The sequence below is a fragment of the Streptomyces sp. NPDC093510 genome, assembly GCF_040683555.1.
Taxonomy (GTDB): domain Bacteria; phylum Actinomycetota; class Actinomycetes; order Streptomycetales; family Streptomycetaceae; genus Streptomyces.
Window position 1 is genome coordinate 81,678 of record NZ_JBFBEE010000030.1, and the last position, 16,786, is coordinate 98,463.

Genomic DNA, 16,786 nt, shown 5'->3' on the forward strand with positions numbered 1-16,786 from the left:
CCCTGACCTGGGGAAACGCAAGCTGCCTGGAATGCGGGAGTGGGACGCTCCGGATCGCTGAAACAGGTCCGCCGAGTTCATGCGTGAAGACCGCGGGACAGGGGACTCGGTGGAAAGGGCGGGTTCAGCGGCGATCCCTTGGGGGCTGAACCGGCCCAGGTTTCCCTGGTTCGGCCATGAGCCGGGGAAGCCGCACCCCCTGGTTCACGGCCGTGACCCATCCGCTTCTACGGCACCGAGCCCTCGGACCTCTACGGCACCGCGCCCTCGGACCTCTACGGCACCGTGTCCTCGAACGCGGTGCCCGCGGCCCGGTACCCGGCCACCTTCGCCGACACCTGCGCCGGGGTCAGCGCCTGGTCCTTGACGTGCAGGACGTAGTCGACCTGCTGGTCGTACGAGCGCGGCGCGGTGCTGGGCCGGCCCGCCAGGTCGATCAGCCACTGGTTGAAGTTGATCGACATCGGCCGCTCGGGCAGATAGGCGGCGTCGTGCGTACCGAACAGCCGGCCGTCGACGTAGTAGCGGATGGAACTGTCGTCGATGGTCAGCACCAGGTCGTGCCAGCCCGCGTGGCTCTGCCTGCTCTCCGTGTGCTGGTTGACCGCCTGCCACGGGTCGGGGTTGTACGTCTCCCACGAGGTCGTGTAGAGGATGTTCGACGGCTCGCCCCAGCCGCCATTGGGCAGGTACTCGAAGTCGTACTCGGCGTAGTCGTCGGCCATCGGCGCCTTGAGGTCGTTGATGGTGAAGAACGTCTGCACCAGCCGGTCGCCGTCGGGGCCGCTGCGCGGGGCGTCGCTGAACCTCACGCGCGCCGCGTACGTCCCGTTCCTGAACTTCATCGCCTTGGTGAGGACCTCGGTCTGCTCGGTGGTCGCGGCCGTGCCCGCCGTCGACGTCTCCAGGTTCATCACCGTGTTGCCGCCCGACGACGCGAACGTCACGTTCTGCGGCACCCAGGACGCGCCGGGCACGCCGGGGCCACCGGCGTTGGACCGCACGCTCCAGCCGTTGGCGGAGATCCTCGGGTCGTCGTACGCGGTGTAGGTGAAGTCGTCGAAGAGCGTGGCCCCGTCGCCGGGCGGGTCCGTCGGGTCCGGGGGGTCGGTCGGATCGTTGCCCTCGGGAGCCGTGCCCCAGACCGTCGTTCCTTCGAGCTGCGCGGTGACCTTCGACCAGTTCGCGTACGTGGACTGAGTGGCGCCGAAGGAGTAGTCGTCGGCCTGGTTCAGCGCCTGCCAGTCGGAGCGGTGGAAGCGCAGCTGGAGATCGCCGGTGTCGGCGCCCGCCGCGAGCGATCCGGCGCCGGACGTGAAGCCGATCTCCAGGTAGCGGTCGGCGGTGGCCGTCGGCCGGGCGAGCGTCCCGAACGTACCGACGATGTTGCCGCACCCCTTCACCGCCCACGAGCAGGCGAAGCGGTAACCCGGGTTCCCGGCGTCCGACTTGAAGTAGTAGCGGATCTTGACTTCGCTGAGCGCGACACTGGAGTCACCGGTGTTCTTCACCTTCAGCCACGGCTCGGCCTGGTCGCTTCCGGTGGCACCCGCGTGGTACTGCACGGCCAGGTCACCCGTGGCCGCCGCGGCGGCCGGCGGGAGCGCGAGCAGGCCCGCGCAGCCGAGGGAGGCGGCGACGGCACAGGTGAGGGACCGCTTCGCCGACCTGCTGAGGGTCGTCCTTCTCATGGCTGTTCCTTTCCGGAACGGTGGGGGAGGGGCATGTACGGGTCGAGTGGGCCGTGCCGCACGCCCAGCGCCGCGAGGCGCGCGGAATGGGCGCGGAGCCGGGCGTGGACGGCGGGCCAGGGCGCGGCGCCGTGCCAGGCACGGTCGGCCAGGGCGCACAGCCGGGGAAACACCATGCGGTCGACGTGCTCCGCCGTGGGAGCGAACTCGGTCCACAGCTGCGCCTGCATCCCGAGCAGTTCCCCGGAGGTCTCGGTGTCGTCGGGCAGCTCGTGACCGTGCACCGTGCGCAGATCGACCGGCGGGCCCGGCTGGGCCGGCGGTTCGGCCGGGGCGGACGACTGGGCGTAGTCCAGATAGGCGGCCCGATGGTGGCAGCTGACGACCGCGTGGCCCCGCTTCAGCGCGAGGCGGGTGTGCTCGGGGTCGCGCCACGCCATGACGGTGAACTCCGGGGGCAGCCCCTCGCCGCTCTCCGCCCACGCCGTCGGGACGCGGCCCCGCTCGACGAGGTGTGCCCCGATCCGGCCGAGGAACCAGCCGCGCAGCGCGTCCGTGCCGGGCAGGCCCTCCGCGGCGGCGCGGGCGCGCGCCGCCGGGCTCGCGGCCCACTCCGTGGTGGGGCACTCGTCGCCGCCGATGTGCACGTGGGGTGAGGGGAAGACGTCGAGGACCTCGTCGAGGACGGTGCGGCAGAAGTCGAGCGCAGGATCGTCGGCCGAGAGGACCGTGTCGCACACGCCCCAGTCCGTCCACACGTCCAGCTGCCGCCCCGGCACATTGCCGAGCTCCGGGTGAGCGGCGAGGGCGGCCCGGGTGTGGCCGGGCATCTCCACCTCGGGCAGGACCGTGACCCCGCGCGCGGCGGCGTACGCGACGAGGCCGGTCAACTCGGCGCGCGTATAGGCGCCGTGGTGCGGAACCCCGTCGCGGACGCCGCTGCCGGCCGGACCCACCATCGACTCGGCGCGCCGGCCCCCCACCTCGGTGAGGCGTGGATACGCGGCGACCGGCATCCGCCACCCCTGGTCGTCGGTGAGGTGCAGATGCAGCACGTTGAGTTTGTGCAGGGCGAGCAGATCCACGTACCGGCGCAGGAGGGAGGCCGGCTGGAAGTGCCGTGCCACGTCGAGCATGAAACCGCGCCAGGCGTTCCGCGGCACGTCGGTGATCTCCACGCAGGGCAGCCGCCACGGCGTTCCGTGCCGGGGCCGGGCCGACAGGGCCTCGGACGGCAGCAGTTGACGGAGCGTCTGGCCGCCCCGGAGCAGCCCGGTGAGGTGGGCCGCGCGCAGCAGCACCGCGTCCGGCCCGACCGTCAGGCCGTACCCCTCCTCGCCCAGACCGCGCAGCTGAGGGTCGAGTGCCAGCACGAAGGGCCCGGTGGGCGAGAGCGGCAGCGGCAGTCCGGTGGCCGGCGCGAGCAGCGTGCGGAGGAGGGAGGCGGCGGGCTCGGCCCCCGGGGCCGGACGGACCGCGGTGGCGGTGTCGAGGGTGAAGTGGCCCGGCCGCCACGAGAGTTGGCGGGGCAGCGGGACCAGGGCGGGGCGGTGTGCGGGCACTGCGGGCCTCCGGTGGTGAGCGGAACGGTCCTGTGCGGCGGTGGGTTCAGCCCTTCACGGCGCCGGACGCGAAGCCCGACGTCACCTGCCGTTGCAGCAGCAGGAAGATGGCGAGGGCGGGCAGCGCGAACAGCGTGGAGGCGGCCATCGTGGCGCCCCAGTCGGTGCCGAACGTGTTGTGGAACGAGGACAGCCACACCGGCAGCGTCCGGTGGTCCTGCTGCTTGATGATCAGGAAGTTGGCGTACGCGAACTCGTTCCACGCCGTGATGTAGCCGAACAGCGACGTCGCCATCAGGCCGGGCGCGAGGAGCGGGAACGCCACGTGCCGGAACGCGCCGGACCGCGTACAGCCGTCGACCTGCGCCGACTCCTCCAGCTCCGGCGGGATCGTCGCGATGAAACCGCGCAGCACGACGATCGTGAACGGCAGCGTCATCATGAAGTACACCAGCGTCAGCGTCGGCAGCCGGTCCAGCATGTCGGTGTCCCGCGCGATGATGTACATGGGGATGATCAGCGATTCCCACGGCGCCATCTGCGCGATGAACACCATCAGCATGAACTGCCGCCGCCCCCGCCACCGCATCCGTGCCACCGCGTACGACGCGCCGAGCGCCACGAGCAGGGCGAGGAGCACCGCCCCGAGCGTGACGAGCACGCTGTTGCGCCAGAACAGAGCGAACCCGTCGGCGTCGACCGCCCGCCGAAAGTGGTCGAGCGTCCAGCTCTGCGGCAGCACACGCGGCTGGTCCGACTGGATGTCCCGGGACGGTTTGAAGGCCGTGGTCACCATCCAGTAGACGGGGAAGAGACACACGATCACCGTGCAGGTCGCGGCGGCCCGCAGCGGCAGGCGGCGCAGTGCGCGCGAGGCCCTCACAGCTCGGCCTCCTGTCGGAACATCTGCCGGAAGTAGAGGAGGAGGACACCCGACATCAGCAGCACCGTCACCATCGAGGCCGCGGAGCCGAGGTCGTAGTGCTGGCCCGAGAGGGCGGTCTGCACCGCGTACACCGGCAGGATCGTCGTCGCGTCACCGGGGCCGCCGCGCGTCATCACCCAGATCTGCACGAACGCCTTGAACGTCCAGATCACTTCGAGGGACAGCACCAGCATGAAGATGGGGCGCACGATGGGCAGCGTCACCGACCGGAAGACGCGCGACGCGGACGCGCCGTCGATGCGCGCCGCCTCGTACAGCTCGCTCGGCACGGTGGTCAGCGCCGAGTACAGGGTGACGGCGGCGAACGGCACCGACTGCCACACCACGAGGACCACCAGGATCGTGAAGGCCGCCGGGCCGTGCGCAAGCCAGGGATACCCGTCGAACGACGTGAAGCCGAGGCCGGTGAGCGCGTGGTTGACGATCCCGAACTCCGAGTGGAACAGCCATTGGAAGACCGTCGTCGCCGCGACCACCGGCATGGCCCAGGCCAGGACGAGCGCACTGAGCACGGCCGCCCGCCCGAAGCGGCCGAGCCGCTCCACCATCAGGGCGACCAGCGTCGAAAGCACCATGATCAGTACGACGTTGACCGTCATGAAGAGGAAGGTGCGGCGCACCACCGTCCAGAAGCGGGGGTCGGACAGCAGCGTCGTGTAGTTGTCGAAACCGGTGAACCGGGCGTCGCCGAGAATGAGCTGACGCAGCTCGAAGTCCTGGAAGGAGATCAGGACGGCCCGCGCCAACGGGTAGAGCAGCAGGTACAGCATGCCGAGCACGGCGGGCGCCACCAGCAGGTACGGCCACGCGCCGGACGTGGTGCCCCGCCGGGGCGGACGAGGGCGCCGGGGCGGCCGAGTGAGGGGGCGGGGTTCGGTCCGCTCGCGGACGACCGACACGGCACGCCCTCCCTACTTCATCGCCGCGGTGATCGCGTCGGACGCCTTCGCGGCCTCCCGCGCCGGATCGCCGCCGGTCAGGACGGCCGTCATGTAGTCCTTGACGGGGTTCTTCGCCTCGACGGCGGCCCAGCCGGGCGTGTTCGGAGTGGCGTGCCCCTCGGCCGCGCCGACCGCCATCGCCGACGCGCCGGGGTCCTCGGCGACGGCGCCGGCGAGCGTCGTCTTGTTGGGCACGTAGCTCATCGCCACGGCGAGCTTCTTCTGCCAGGCGTCGCCGGTGAGCTCCTTGACGAAGGTGTACGCGGCGTCGTGGTGCTTCGACATGACGGGGATCACCAGGTCGGAGCCGCCGGTGAAGACGGCGCCCGGTGTGCCGGCCGTCCTGCCGGGAATCGGGAAGAACCCCAGCTTGTCCTTGAGTCCGGCGTTGTTCTGCGCGATGACGTCGGCGCCCCCGGGTGTGCTGACGATCTGCGCCACCTGTCCCTTGGCCATCACCTCGGCCTGGGGCGGCCGTGCCTCGTCGGAGTCCTCGGGCCCCTTCCCGAGGGCCTGCAGCTTCTTGTAGAAGGCCATGGCACGCAGCGCCTCGGGTGTGTCCAGGGCGCCCCGCCAGGTTCCGTCGGACTCGGTGGCGAGGTCGCCGCCCTCGTCCCAGATGAAGCCCGAGAGGGTGTACCAGTTCTGGCCGGGCAGGTAGATCCCCTGCTGCTCGCCCTTGTCGAGCTTCTTCGTCGCGGCGATCCACTGGTCGCGCGTCTTGATCGCGTCGGCGTCGACGCCCGCCTTCGCGAACAGATCGGTGCGGTAGACGACGACGCGGTTCGCCGCGTAGTACGGGATGCCGTACTGCTTGCCCTCGTGCGCGCCCGGTTCGGCGAGGCCCTTGAGCCAGTCCTTGCCGCCGAGCTCGTCCACCTTGTCGCTGAGGTCCAGCAGGCCGCCGCTCTGCGCGAGCTGGGCGACCTGCGTGTTGCCGGTCTCGATGACGTCGGGTGCGTCGTTGCCGGCGAGCGCGGCGGTGACCTTCTCGCCGATGCCCTCCCACTCCTGGATCTGCACCCGTACGTCGATGTCCGGGTGCGCGGCCTCGAAGCCCTTCTCGAACTTCTTCTGGAAGTCGGCCGAGACGCTGTCGCGCATCAGCCACACGTCGAGCGTCGTCCGCCCGCCGTCCCCGGCGACGTCGTCGGAGCCGGACGAGCTGCAGGCGCTGAGCCCGGCGGCCGCGACGAGCGCGGGCAGGGCGGTGAGCAGGCGGAGCTTCACGGGTCACCTCTGGGAGCCGGACCTGACCAGTCGGCAACTGGTCAGGTGACCTCTGGTGATGGAGAAAGGTGGCATGGACCAATTGACGCGTCAACCCCCTTGATAATGCTGGTCGGTTGTCGATCTCCGTGACCTTGTGGTCAACTGGTCAGGCAACTGGTCGTATGGCGTGGAAGGGGGCGGACGGTGGACGCCGACGCGGACAGGAAGGCGCCGGGCGCGGTGCTCAAGCGGGAGCGCGTACGCGACCACATCCTCGAACTCATCGAGTCACAGCGCCCAGGTGACCCCATCCCCTCCGAGCGAGCCCTCTGCGCGGCGCTCGGAGTCTCCCGGCCCACCCTGCGCGCCGCCGTCGACGAACTCGTCGCCGCAGGACTTCTCGTCCGCGAACACGGACGCGGCATGTTCGTCGCCCCCGAGAAGATCACGCAGGAACTCGTCGCCCGGGAACAGGCGCTGACGGTCCCACCGGCCGCCGGAGCCTGGTCCAGCAGGCTCCTGGAGTTCGCCACCATCCAGGCCGGCGCCCGCGTCGGCCGCAAGCTGCGCCTGTCACCCGCCGCGGAGATCGTCTACGTCGCCAGACTCCGGCTCGTCGACGGCGCGCCGATGGCCATCGAGCACCTGCACATCCGAGCCGATCTCGTGCCAGGACTGAGCGCGGGAGAACTGGAGAGCGGCGACCTCTACCAGCACCTGCGCGAACACCACGACGTTCACGTCCGCGAAGCAGTGCAGGCCATCGAGCCCACGGTGGTCACCCGCGCCGAGGCCGCGCTCCTCGACGTGCCGGAGCTGTCCCCCGCGCTCCTCTTCGAACGGCTCACCTCGGACACGTCCGGTCAGCCCGTCGAGTACGTGCACTCCCTCTACCGCGGCGACCGCTACCGCATCGTCTCGCGCCTCACCCTGGGCCCCGCCGCGACGCCCGCCGCACCCCTGCCCGGCCACCACCCCGGCATCCCGCCCGGCGACTTCGCGCACCGCGACACGGTCGCCTCCTCCACCCGGGGCGACGTCCAGCAGGCGCCCTGACGCGTTTTCGGCACGCCCCCGGTTACCGTTCCGCCATGGCCGACTACCGCATCGAGACCGTACGCAACGGCGAACGCGACTGGAGCGCCCGCAACGACCGCGGCGCCGAGGTCCGCGTCGCCGCCGCCGACAACCCCGACGCCCAGCCCTCCTTCACCCCCGTCGAACTCCTCCTCGCCGCGCTCGGCGGCTGCGGCGGACTCGTCGTGGACCGCACGGCCCGCACCGTCGACCACGACGGTCTGCGCATCGTCGTGGAGTCGGTGTCACGGCCCGAGGACGAGGGCCGCGTCGGTGTCGTCCGGGTCGCCTACGAACTCGACGTGCCCGAGGGCGACACCCGCGCGGCCGAAACGCTGGAGCGCGCGATCCGGCTCACGCACGAGAAGTACTGCACGGTCAGCCGCACCGTGGAGCACGGCGCCCGCGTCGAGGCACTCGGCCCCGACGGGACCACGCTCTTCATGGGCGGCTGACCGCCTCGGCCCGCTCAGGACAGCGGCTCCACCCACACATCACGGAAACGGACCTTGTTGCCGTGGTCCTGCAACCGGATGGCGCCGGCCGCCGCCGACTCCGGGTCGCCCGCGCCCGTCGGACCGTCGACGGCCACGTCGTCGTGGACCTTCTTGCCGTTCCAGACCACCGTGATCCTTGCGTCCGACGTCTTCTCGCCGTCCGCGCCGAAGCGGGCGGCCCGGAACGTGATGTCGTACGTCTGCCAGGTCTCCGGCGCCTTCGAGGCGTTGAGGTCGGCGGCCTTCTTCTGGTAGATCGCCCCCGCCTCGTTGTCCGCGAGCTTCGGCACGCCGTACGAGTCCAGGATCTGCACCTCGTAACGGTCCTGGAGGTAGACACCGCTGTTGCCGCGGTCCTGCCCGGTGACGTCGTCCGGCAGCTTCGGGACACGGAACTCGACGTGCAGCCTGAAGTCCTCGAAGTGCTGCTTCGTGCGCAGGTCGCCGCAGCAGACCTCCATGGACCTCTCCGCGGTGTGCGGCCATTCGGCGCTGCGGCCGTCGGTGTGCTGCCAGGCGGTGGAGACACTGCCGCCGGAGAACAGGTCGATCCTGGCGCCGGGCCGGCGCACCTCGAGCGCGTCGAGGTTCACATGACCGCTGTCGTCGGCGCCGACGGCGTACGTGATGGTGTTGTGGCCCTTGCGCAGGGAGAGCCGCTCGGTCTTCGTGGACCAGCGGTTCCACTCGCCCGTGGACGGCAGGCTCGTCTGTCTCGCCGTGCCGCCGTTGACGCTGACGCCGACCGTCTTGGTGCCGGGGGCCGGGTGCGGGCCGTTCGCGTAGCGCAGCCCCACGTCGTACGCGCCCTTCTTGTCGACCACGACGTCGAAGCTCGCCTTCGCGCCCTTGTCGCCGAAGCCGTCGACGAAGCCGCCGCCGGTGAAGCCGGCGTGCTCGTTGTCGATGCCGGCGCCGCCGGACAGCTTCGCGGACTCGGCGTCGTACGTGGTGACCGGCTCCTGCGGGCCCGGCTTGGCGTTCAGCGTGTACCAGGCCTCGGTGGACCACAGCTGCTCGCCCCCGGAGGACGAGAACGGGCGGGGCGACCGCACGTGCACCACCCGGTCCGGCTTCAGGCCGGGGATGGTGAGCCGCACCTTCCGGCGGTCGGCTGAGAGCTTCGCCGACGTGACGGGCAGCGCCTCCTCGTCGACCTTGGGGCCGCCGTAGGCCGGCGTCGGCACGTAGCGCCACTGCTCCACGGAGTACGCGCCCTTCGCCAGCTTGGCCGCCGTCTCCTCCGACAGGGGCTTGGTGTAGGAGAGTTCGAAGCCGTCGGGGGTCGCGCGCATCGTCTTGACGTCGAAGGCGGTCTTCCCGTTCGGCGTCAGCTTCTGCAGGCCGAAGCGGAGCTTGCCCTCCTGGCCCCAGTTGCCGTCCGCGCCCAGGCCGCCGGTGTAGATCGCGCCGTCCGGCCCCTCGCTGATGCGGGAGACGCCGGCTTCGAGTCCCTGCGTGTGCCGGAACACCGCGCCCTGGTACTCACCTCCGACCTTCTCCAGGTCCGCGCGCTGGAGCCCGCCGTACGTGACGTCGCCGAAGACCATCTGCCCGGCGAACGGGCCCTTCTTCAACCGCATCGGCGTGCTCGGCGAGTTGGCTATCTCGTTCTGCGGGAGCCAGAGCACCGGCTTGGTGACGGGCTTGTCGTCGTAGGGCCCGTCGGGGTTCATGTAGTGGTTGAAGAACCGGTCCTGTTCGACGTGGACCAGCTTGGACGCGGGAAGCCAGCCGCCCTGGTTGTCCGTGACGAACAGGTCGCCGCCCGGACCGCGCCCGATGCCGTTCGGGGTGCGCAGGCCCCCGGCCAGGTAACTGACCTTGCCCGTCGCCTTGTTGACCTTGATGGTCGTGCCGCGGTTCGGCGCGGGCTGCGGATCGGTGGTGGCGCCGCCGTAGTTGATGGCGACGGAGAGGTTCAGATAGAAGTCGCCCTTGTCGTAGAGCAGCCCGAACGCGAACTCGTGGAAGTTCTTGCCGTACGGCCACTCGGCGATCTTCCGCTTGTCGTCGGTGACGTCGTCGCCGTTCGTGTCGTTCAACTCGGTCAGCTGGTGCTTCTCCGACACATACAGCTTCCCGTCCACGTACTTGATGCCCATCGGCTCCCTGAGCCCGTCGGCGATCTTCTTGTACGTGACCTTCTCGGGGCTCGTGTCACCGGTGACGTGGTCGAGCAGGTACACCTCGCCCTTCGTCTCCTCGCTCCCGCCCCACGTGGAGATCGCGAGCCGCCCGTCGGGCAGCCAGTCCATCGCCGAAACCTGCGGCTCGAAGCCCTTCGGGCGCAGGTCGGTCAGCTCGTACCCGGGGTTGACCTCGGTGAGCGGCAAGCCGTCCCCGGGGGTGTCGTACGTCCCCTCGCACTCCTTGCGGCCGGGCGCCGTGACCCGTACGACATCGGCGTCCGTGCTCAGCACCGAGTTCGGCACGACCTCGAACTCCTCGGCCCCCGGCGGCTTCCACTGCAGGGTGACCCGCTGGTCGCCGCCCGCGTCGAAGTGGTCGATGCGCAGCGACTGGTGGCCGGCGTTCAGCGTGATCCTGCCGTCCTTCGGCTCGGCGCCGTGCAGCCCGTCGTGGTCGATGACCTGCTGGCCGCCGAGGGAGAGCCGCGAACCGTCGTCGCTGATCAGCCGGAAGTCGTACGCGCCCGCCTCGGGCACGTTCAGATTGCCGATGATCTGCGACACGAAGTTGTCGCCGAACCCGAAGCCCTCGGTGGAGGTCCAGTCGGCGGTCGGGATCAGCTTGTCGACATTGGGCGTCTGGGCGGGCTTGAGGTCGCACAGCTTCTTCAGCGGGGTCCGGACGTCGAACACCCGCAGGGTGACGCCCGGTTCCTGTGGCGGCAGGTCGGCGAACGGGCGCCGCTCGTCGTCCGCGGCCGCGGACGGCGTCAGCAGGCCGCCGCCCAGAAGGGCGGTGAGCAGCAACCCGGTGGATCTTCGGGCTCTGCGGCGGGGTCGGCCGGACAGCGGCCTGGGGCGTGGCTTCACTCTTCCTCCTGCGTTGTTCCGGGGTGGTGGTTCCGGCGTGGGTTACGCAGATCTCTGTGGCAGAGCGACGCTCAGCGTAGGGACGGTGTCGAAGGACGTCCACACTTTGTCCAGAGAAAGGAAAAACTGCTTCCGCCGTCGTGCGCCGCCCGGCGGACCAATCGGGGGAATGACGGCCGATGGTCGGCTTTTCGGACAGGCGGGCCCGTGGGGGCGCGTTATGTCTGGGGGGTGATCAAGTTCCGCACCCGTACGTTCCTCGCGCTCACCACCCCGGCCGTGCTCCTGCTCACCACCCTCTGTCCGGCCCCGGCCGCCGCCGGCGCGCCACAGCCGCCCGCACTCGACGCGCGCGTCACAACCGTCTCCGCGCGCGACCTGGGCCGCAGCTGGCACCCGGGCTGCCCGGTCGCGCCCGCCGAGCTCCGGCGTATCCGGATGAACCACTGGGGGTTCGACGGCCGCGTCCACACCGGCGAACTCGTCGTGCGCCGACAGGCCGTGCGACCGCTCCTGTACGTGTTCGGCAAGGCCTTCGCGGCCCGCTTCCCCATCCGGCAGATGCGGACGATGGCGGAGTTCGGCGGCAGCGATGTGGCGGCCATGAAGGCCGACAACACGTCGGCCTTCAACTGCCGTCGCGTCACGGGAGATCCGTCCAAGGTCTCCCAGCACTCGTACGGGGACGCGGTGGACATCAACACCGTGGAGAACCCGTACGTGGACAGGAACGGACGTGTCTACCCCGCCTCGGGAGCCGCCCACCTCGACCGGCGCCGCACCGCCCAGGGCATGATCAGGGCGGGCGACGCCGTCACCACGGCGATGCGCGCGGTGGGCTGGCAGTGGGGCGGTCGCTGGCCCGCCCCGGACTACCAGCACTTCTCGGCCAACGGGCGGTGACCGTCATGGTGACCGCTATGCGGGGTCCAGGCGGGCGACGCTGCCGCCGATGTCGAGCACGTACAGCTCGCCCCTGCCGCCCTCCACGAACGAGACGACCTGGCCGCCGTTGACCCCGAGGTCCGCCACGCCGGTCACCTTGCCGTTCTTCATCCGCAGCGCGCGCAGGGTGCCGTCGCAGTAGTCGCTGAACACGTACTGGCCCCGGAGCTGCGGGATCGCCCTGCCCCGGTAGACGTATCCGCCGGTCACCGAGCAGCCGAGGCCGCTGCGGTCGTACTCGTGAACCGGCGGGACGTGGTCCGCGGGCTCGGTGCCGCCCCGGAAGGGATGGCTGCCCTCCATCCGGGACCAGCCGTAGTTCTCACCGCCGTCGCTGTCCGCCGGGGCCCAGTCGATCTCCTCCCAGGAGCTCTGGCCGACGTCGCCGATCAGCAGGTCGCCCGTGCCCGCGTCGAAGGAGAACCGCCACGGGTTGCGCAGCCCGTACGCCCAGATCTCGTCCCTCGCCTTCGGGTCGCCCACGAACGGGTTGTCCCGCGGGACCGCGTACGGCTTGCCGCCGCGCGGGTCGATCCGCAGCAGTTTGCCGAGGAGTGTGTCGAGGTTCTGTCCGTAGCCGTGCGGGTCGCCGCCCGCGCCGCCGTCGCCGAACGCGATGTAGAGGTAGCCGTCGGGGCCGAACTTGATGTCGCCGCCGTTGTGGTTCGCATACGGCTGCGTCTGGGTGAGGACGGTGCGCCGGGTCTCGGGCCGGATTTTGCCGTTCCGCACCGTGAACTCGTCCACGGTGCTGGTGCCTTCGAGGTCCGTGAACGAGATGTACAGGTGGGCGAACTTCTTGTCGAACGCGATGCCCAGCAGGCCGCGTTCCCCGTCGGTGGTGGTCTCCTCGGAGATGTCGAGGACGGGCTTGCCGAGGCCGTGACGGTCCAAGACCCGTACGGTGCCCGCGCGTTCGGCGATCCAGACCGTGCCACCCGGACCGGCGGTGCCGGCGGACGGATTGCGGGCCGTGGCCACCTGCTTGAGCGCGACCTCGGCCGCTGCCTGACGTGGGGCGCCGGACTCGTCTGCGGACGCCGTGGTGAAGGCGAGGGACGCGACGAGACACATGCTGCCGATGATCGCCGAGCTTCTGGTGCGAACGTTCACCGTGATCCTCCTGGAGGCGGCGAATGGGGGGGGAGGTCACCATGGTGTGCTGCCGGCCGGCCACGGATGAGAATACTGGGACTCACCCCGTTGGCGTAGACCAAGGAGCCACCCAACTTCATCCGCCGCACCATCCGCCTCCCCCTCACGCCCGTTCGCGCGCCAGGGGCTCAGGCGGCGAGAAGGGGCTCGCTTCCCGTGCGGACCGCGCGCAGCCGGAAGCGGGCGACGGCGAGAGCGGCGTCGATGCTTCCCGTGCCGGTCGACACGCAGAGGGTGTAGGCGACGTCCTCCATCTGCCGGCGCGTCGCCGCGCTGCCCGTCTCCGCGTGCAGGGCGCGCAGCCCCTCGTACTGCTCGACCAGGTTCTTCAGGACGAGATGGGCCATGAGCATGGGTCGGGTCTCCCTCATATCCGCTGTTTACAGGGGTGCACACGGGGTGCACGGCCTCTGGTGTCCCGCCTCTCGGCCGACATGCCTGTGCTCACTCGCCGTTCTTCTGCACCAGGCTGTCGTAGCCCACTTGCATGGCGTCGGCGATCGCCAGGGCGGAGAGGCCGCCCGTCACGGTCCGGGTGGCACGCGGCCACAGCAGCTGGGCCCCGGTGATGGTGGTCGTCAGCCAGACGCTCAGGCAGAAGGGGCAGGTCACGAGCTCGCCCACGGTCGACCTGACGCGCCCTCCGCGGGGGCTCTCATGGACCTCCGCGGGGCCGGACCCCGACTCGTAGCTCGTGAACGGTGCCCGCAGGGGGCTGGTGACGGTCCCCTTGCTCAGCAGCCGGCTGAGCCGGAAGGTGGCCGTCGCCGCTAGCAGGACGTCCCAGGGCTCGGGGCGTTCCGGCAGCCGGACCCCCCGTCCGCGGACCGCCGCGCCCCAGGCCGCCGTGTACGCGCCGAACGTGACCACGGCTCCGAAGTGACCGCCGAGCCCGCGTTCCTCCCCGGAGGAGTAGGCCCTGCCCGCACGCCGAAAGGCTGCCTTGATCCGCTGCACGCCGGTGCCTTTCCCAGGGGTGTCTTCAACCACTACTGCCTCCACTGAAGCGCGTCGGCGGCCTTCGCGCCTCAGGGGCGGGGCCGCCCAGGCGAGCACATCCGGGTCAACAGGTAACCCGTCGGCGCCGACGGAAACAGCCCGGGTGGTGGTGGTGGACGTCTGAACGGCGGAACCCCCGCGGCCCGGCACGGCGCCGCGGTCGTATCTGTGTGATCGTGAACGGGGCGGGGTGCCGGGGCGCAGCCAGCCAGCCAGCCCGCGCGCGTGCCGGTACGCAGGGCTCACGCACCAGGTCACTCGTCAAGGAGCCGATGGTCATGACTGACGTATCCAGCATGGGTTCACCCGCGGACGACCCCCGGCCGGTACTCACCGACCGGCAGGGCCATCCCGTCTACGACAACCAGAACCAGCGGACGGTGGGCGCGCGAGGCCCGGCCACGCTGGAGAACTACCACTTCCTGGAGAAGATCAGCCACTTCGACCGGGAGCGAATTCCGGAGCGCGTCGTCCACGCCCGGGGCGCCACCGCCTTCGGCTACTTCGAGGCGTACGGGAAGTGGGGCGACGAGCCGATCAGCCGCTACACCCGCGCCAAGCTGTTCCAGGAGCACGGAAAGCGCACCGACGTCGCGCTGCGCTTCTCCACCGTCATCGGAGGCCGTGACTCCTCCGAGGCCGCCCGTGACCCGCGCGGTTTCGCCGTGAAGTTCTACACGGAGGACGGCAACTGGGACCTGGTCGGCAACAACCTCGGCGTCTTCTTCATCCGGGACGCCGTGAAGTTCCCCGACGTCATCCACGCGCTGAAGCCCGACCCCGTCTCGCACGAGCAGAAGCCCTCCCGGATTTTCGACTTCATGTCGCAGACGCCGGAGAGCATGCACATGCTGGTCAACCTCTTCAGTCCGCGCGGCATCCCCGCGGACTACCGGCACATGCAGGGCTTCGGCGTGAACACCTACAAGTGGGTCAACGCCGAGGGCGGCTCCGTCCTCGTCAAGTACCACTGGATGCCCAAGCAGGGCGTGCGCAGCATGACGGAGGAGGACGCGGCGAACGTGCAGGCCGGCGAGCTCGGCCATGCCACCAAGGACCTGTACGAGGCGATCCGCCGGGGCGACCACCCCGAGTGGGAACTGCTCGTGCAGATCATGGAGGACAGCGAGCACCCGGAGCTGGACTTCGACCCGCTGGACGACACCAAGACCTGGCCGGAGCAGGACTTCCCGCCCAGGGCCGTCGGCCGCATGGTGCTCGACCGCACGGTCGACAACTACTTCGCCGAGAACGAGCAGATCGCCTTCGGCACCGGTGTCCTGGTCGACGGCCTCGACTTCTCCGACGACAAGATGCTCGTCGGGCGGACCTTCTCCTACAGCGACACGCAGCGCTACCGCGTCGGCCCGAACTACCTCCAGCTGCCGGTGAACCAGGCCAAGAACGCGGAAGTGCGTACCAACCAGCGCGACGGCTCGATGGCGTACGACAACCGCGCGGCGAACGACAACCCTGAGGTCAACTACGAACCGTCGATCACGGGCGGGCTGCGTGAGGGCCAGTACCCGACGCATGACGAGCAGGGTCCGGAGATCCGGGGTCGTCTGACCCGCAAGCGGATCCCGCGCACCAACGACTACATGCAGGCCGGCCAGCGCTATCTGCTCCTGGAGAACTGGGAGCGCGACGACCTCGTACGCAACTTCGTGGACCTGATCTCCCAGTGCGACCGGAAGGTGCAGGAGCGCATGGTCTGGCACTTCCTGCTGGTCGAGAACGACCTCGGGCTGCGCGTCGGCGAGGGCCTGGGCATCGGCCCCGGCGACGTGCGCCACCTGGAGCCGCTCCAGGGCCAGACGCTGACGGAGGAGGACCGCAAGCGGCTCGGGCAGCTGGGCGACAATCCGCCGCGCGACGTCTCGGGCCTGACCATGACCCACTGCGTGCCCGACGAACGCCACGTGGTCACCCGCTGACGGACCCGGAGGGCGGCGGCGGGCCGACCCGTCGGCGCACGTCCTCGTACAGATTCCGCATCGCCATGCGGTAGAGCTCGGCCTGGTGGACGCCGAGGAATCCGGTGTGCCCGAACACCTCCAGGGCGACCATGCCGTGCACGTATCCCCACACGCTCAGCAGCAGAGCGGCCGCGGGCGGTGGCAGATCGTCGCCGCTCAGGGACGGCAGTCGGCCCAGGTGCGCCAGGAAGCCGGGGGAGAGCGAGCGGGTGTCGGCGGCGGCCAGCCGGTCGGGCGTGAACCCGCGGAAGAGCTCGCGCTGGAAGACCGCGCTCATCCGGCGGTTCGCCTCGGTGGTGGGGCCGTCGACCGGCGCGTGATAGTGCCGCAGCGGGGCTCCGTAGAGGAGTTGGAACCGCTCGGGGTTGTCGATGGCCCAGCTGCGGTAGCCCTCGGCCGCGACGACGAGCCCGGGCAGGTCCGGGGCGCCCGGCGCGGTGTCGGTGGCGGCCTGCACCGCGTTCGCGAGGTCGTCGTACGCCTTTGTGACGAGCGCCGTGACGAGGTCGTCCCGGCTCGGGAAGTAGTGGTACAGCGCCTGCACGGTCATGCCGAGGCTCCGTGCCACCGCGCGCAGGGACAGGGCGTGCGGGCCGTGTTCGACGATCTGGAACTCGGCCGCGCTCACGATCTCCTGGACGGCTACGGCCCGGCGCCGCTCACGCAGGGACGGTCTGACCACAGGGGCTTCTTCTCGGGACATGCGGCGACCGTACGACGGTCACGCCTCGCACGGCAGCGAAACGGCCGAGCTGTGAAGAAAATCTAACACTGCTCAAT

14 protein-coding genes are annotated in these 16,786 nt (G+C 70.4%); 4 read left to right on the plus strand and 10 right to left on the minus strand.

Going from position 1 to position 16,786, the window contains the following annotated elements; all coding sequences use genetic code 11:
• Positions 1 to 275: 275 nt before the first annotated feature.
• From AB0N81_RS35175 to AB0N81_RS35195, 5 genes are read right to left on the minus strand one after another with little or no spacing between them, the layout of a single operon-like run.
• Positions 276 to 1,691, minus strand: coding sequence for a cellulose binding domain-containing protein (locus AB0N81_RS35175; RefSeq protein ID WP_365365709.1), 1,416 nt, complete (start codon positions 1,689 to 1,691; stop codon positions 276 to 278).
• Entirely contained in the window at positions 1,688 to 3,253 is a 1,566-nt protein-coding gene (locus AB0N81_RS35180; protein WP_365365711.1) for a beta-N-acetylhexosaminidase, read from the minus strand. Before AB0N81_RS35180 ends, AB0N81_RS35175 begins: the two co-directional genes overlap by 4 nt.
• Positions 3,254 to 3,299: 46 nt before the next feature.
• On the minus strand, positions 3,300 to 4,136 hold the full coding sequence (locus tag AB0N81_RS35185) for a carbohydrate ABC transporter permease (protein ID WP_365365713.1): 837 nt from the start codon (positions 4,134 to 4,136) through the stop codon (positions 3,300 to 3,302).
• On the minus strand, positions 4,133 to 5,098 hold the full coding sequence (locus AB0N81_RS35190) for a sugar ABC transporter permease (RefSeq protein WP_365365715.1): 966 nt from the start codon (positions 5,096 to 5,098) through the stop codon (positions 4,133 to 4,135). The genes AB0N81_RS35185 and AB0N81_RS35190 overlap by 4 nt, the downstream gene beginning before the upstream one ends.
• Positions 5,099 to 5,110: 12 nt before the next feature.
• Positions 5,111 to 6,370: an extracellular solute-binding protein gene (locus tag AB0N81_RS35195; RefSeq protein ID WP_365365717.1), complete on the minus strand. Its 1,260-nt coding sequence runs from the start codon at positions 6,368 to 6,370 to the stop codon at positions 5,111 to 5,113.
• Positions 6,371 to 6,556: 186 nt separating this feature from the next.
• Between AB0N81_RS35195 and AB0N81_RS35200 the strand changes: the two genes are divergently transcribed.
• On the plus strand, positions 6,557 to 7,408 hold the full coding sequence (locus AB0N81_RS35200) for a GntR family transcriptional regulator (protein WP_365365719.1): 852 nt from the start codon (positions 6,557 to 6,559) through the stop codon (positions 7,406 to 7,408).
• A gap of 35 nt (positions 7,409 to 7,443) precedes the next feature.
• Positions 7,444 to 7,884 carry an OsmC family protein gene (locus tag AB0N81_RS35205; protein ID WP_365365721.1) on the plus strand — a complete coding sequence of 147 codons (441 nt, stop codon included), beginning with the start codon at positions 7,444 to 7,446 and terminating at the stop codon, positions 7,882 to 7,884.
• Positions 7,885 to 7,898: 14 nt separating this feature from the next.
• On the opposite strand, the gene AB0N81_RS35210 is transcribed toward AB0N81_RS35205, so the two are convergent.
• Positions 7,899 to 10,907 (minus strand): family 16 glycoside hydrolase, encoded by a 3,009-nt coding sequence (locus tag AB0N81_RS35210; protein WP_365365763.1) that lies wholly within the window; start codon positions 10,905 to 10,907, stop codon positions 7,899 to 7,901.
• Between the two features lie 252 nt (positions 10,908 to 11,159).
• On the opposite strand from AB0N81_RS35210, the gene AB0N81_RS35215 reads away from it, so the two are divergent.
• Positions 11,160 to 11,831, plus strand: a complete 672-nt coding sequence (locus tag AB0N81_RS35215; RefSeq protein ID WP_365365723.1) for a M15 family metallopeptidase — start codon at positions 11,160 to 11,162, stop codon at positions 11,829 to 11,831.
• Between the two features lie 15 nt (positions 11,832 to 11,846).
• Here AB0N81_RS35215 and AB0N81_RS35220 read toward each other — a convergent pair whose 3' ends face one another.
• The 3 genes from AB0N81_RS35220 to AB0N81_RS35230 form a co-directional block, all read right to left on the minus strand.
• On the minus strand, positions 11,847 to 12,986 hold the full coding sequence (locus AB0N81_RS35220) for a PQQ-dependent sugar dehydrogenase (protein ID WP_365365725.1): 1,140 nt from the start codon (positions 12,984 to 12,986) through the stop codon (positions 11,847 to 11,849).
• Between the two features lie 170 nt (positions 12,987 to 13,156).
• On the minus strand, positions 13,157 to 13,381 hold the full coding sequence (locus AB0N81_RS35225; RefSeq protein WP_365365765.1) for a DUF5133 domain-containing protein: 225 nt from the start codon (positions 13,379 to 13,381) through the stop codon (positions 13,157 to 13,159).
• Between the two features lie 91 nt (positions 13,382 to 13,472).
• The gene (locus AB0N81_RS35230; protein WP_365365727.1) at positions 13,473 to 14,018 is read right to left on the minus strand and encodes a DUF1360 domain-containing protein; all 546 of its coding nucleotides are present in this window, start codon (positions 14,016 to 14,018) and stop codon (positions 13,473 to 13,475) included.
• Between the two features lie 305 nt (positions 14,019 to 14,323).
• Here AB0N81_RS35230 and AB0N81_RS35235 point away from each other — a divergent pair, with 305 nt between their 5' ends.
• Positions 14,324 to 15,964 (plus strand): catalase, encoded by a 1,641-nt coding sequence (locus tag AB0N81_RS35235; RefSeq protein ID WP_365365767.1) that lies wholly within the window; start codon positions 14,324 to 14,326, stop codon positions 15,962 to 15,964.
• On the opposite strand, the gene AB0N81_RS35240 is transcribed toward AB0N81_RS35235, so the two are convergent.
• Complete coding sequence (locus tag AB0N81_RS35240) at positions 15,954 to 16,709, minus strand: TetR/AcrR family transcriptional regulator (protein WP_365365729.1); 756 nt, start codon at positions 16,707 to 16,709, stop codon at positions 15,954 to 15,956. The genes AB0N81_RS35235 and AB0N81_RS35240 overlap by 11 nt on opposite strands.
• Positions 16,710 to 16,786 lie beyond the last annotated feature (77 nt).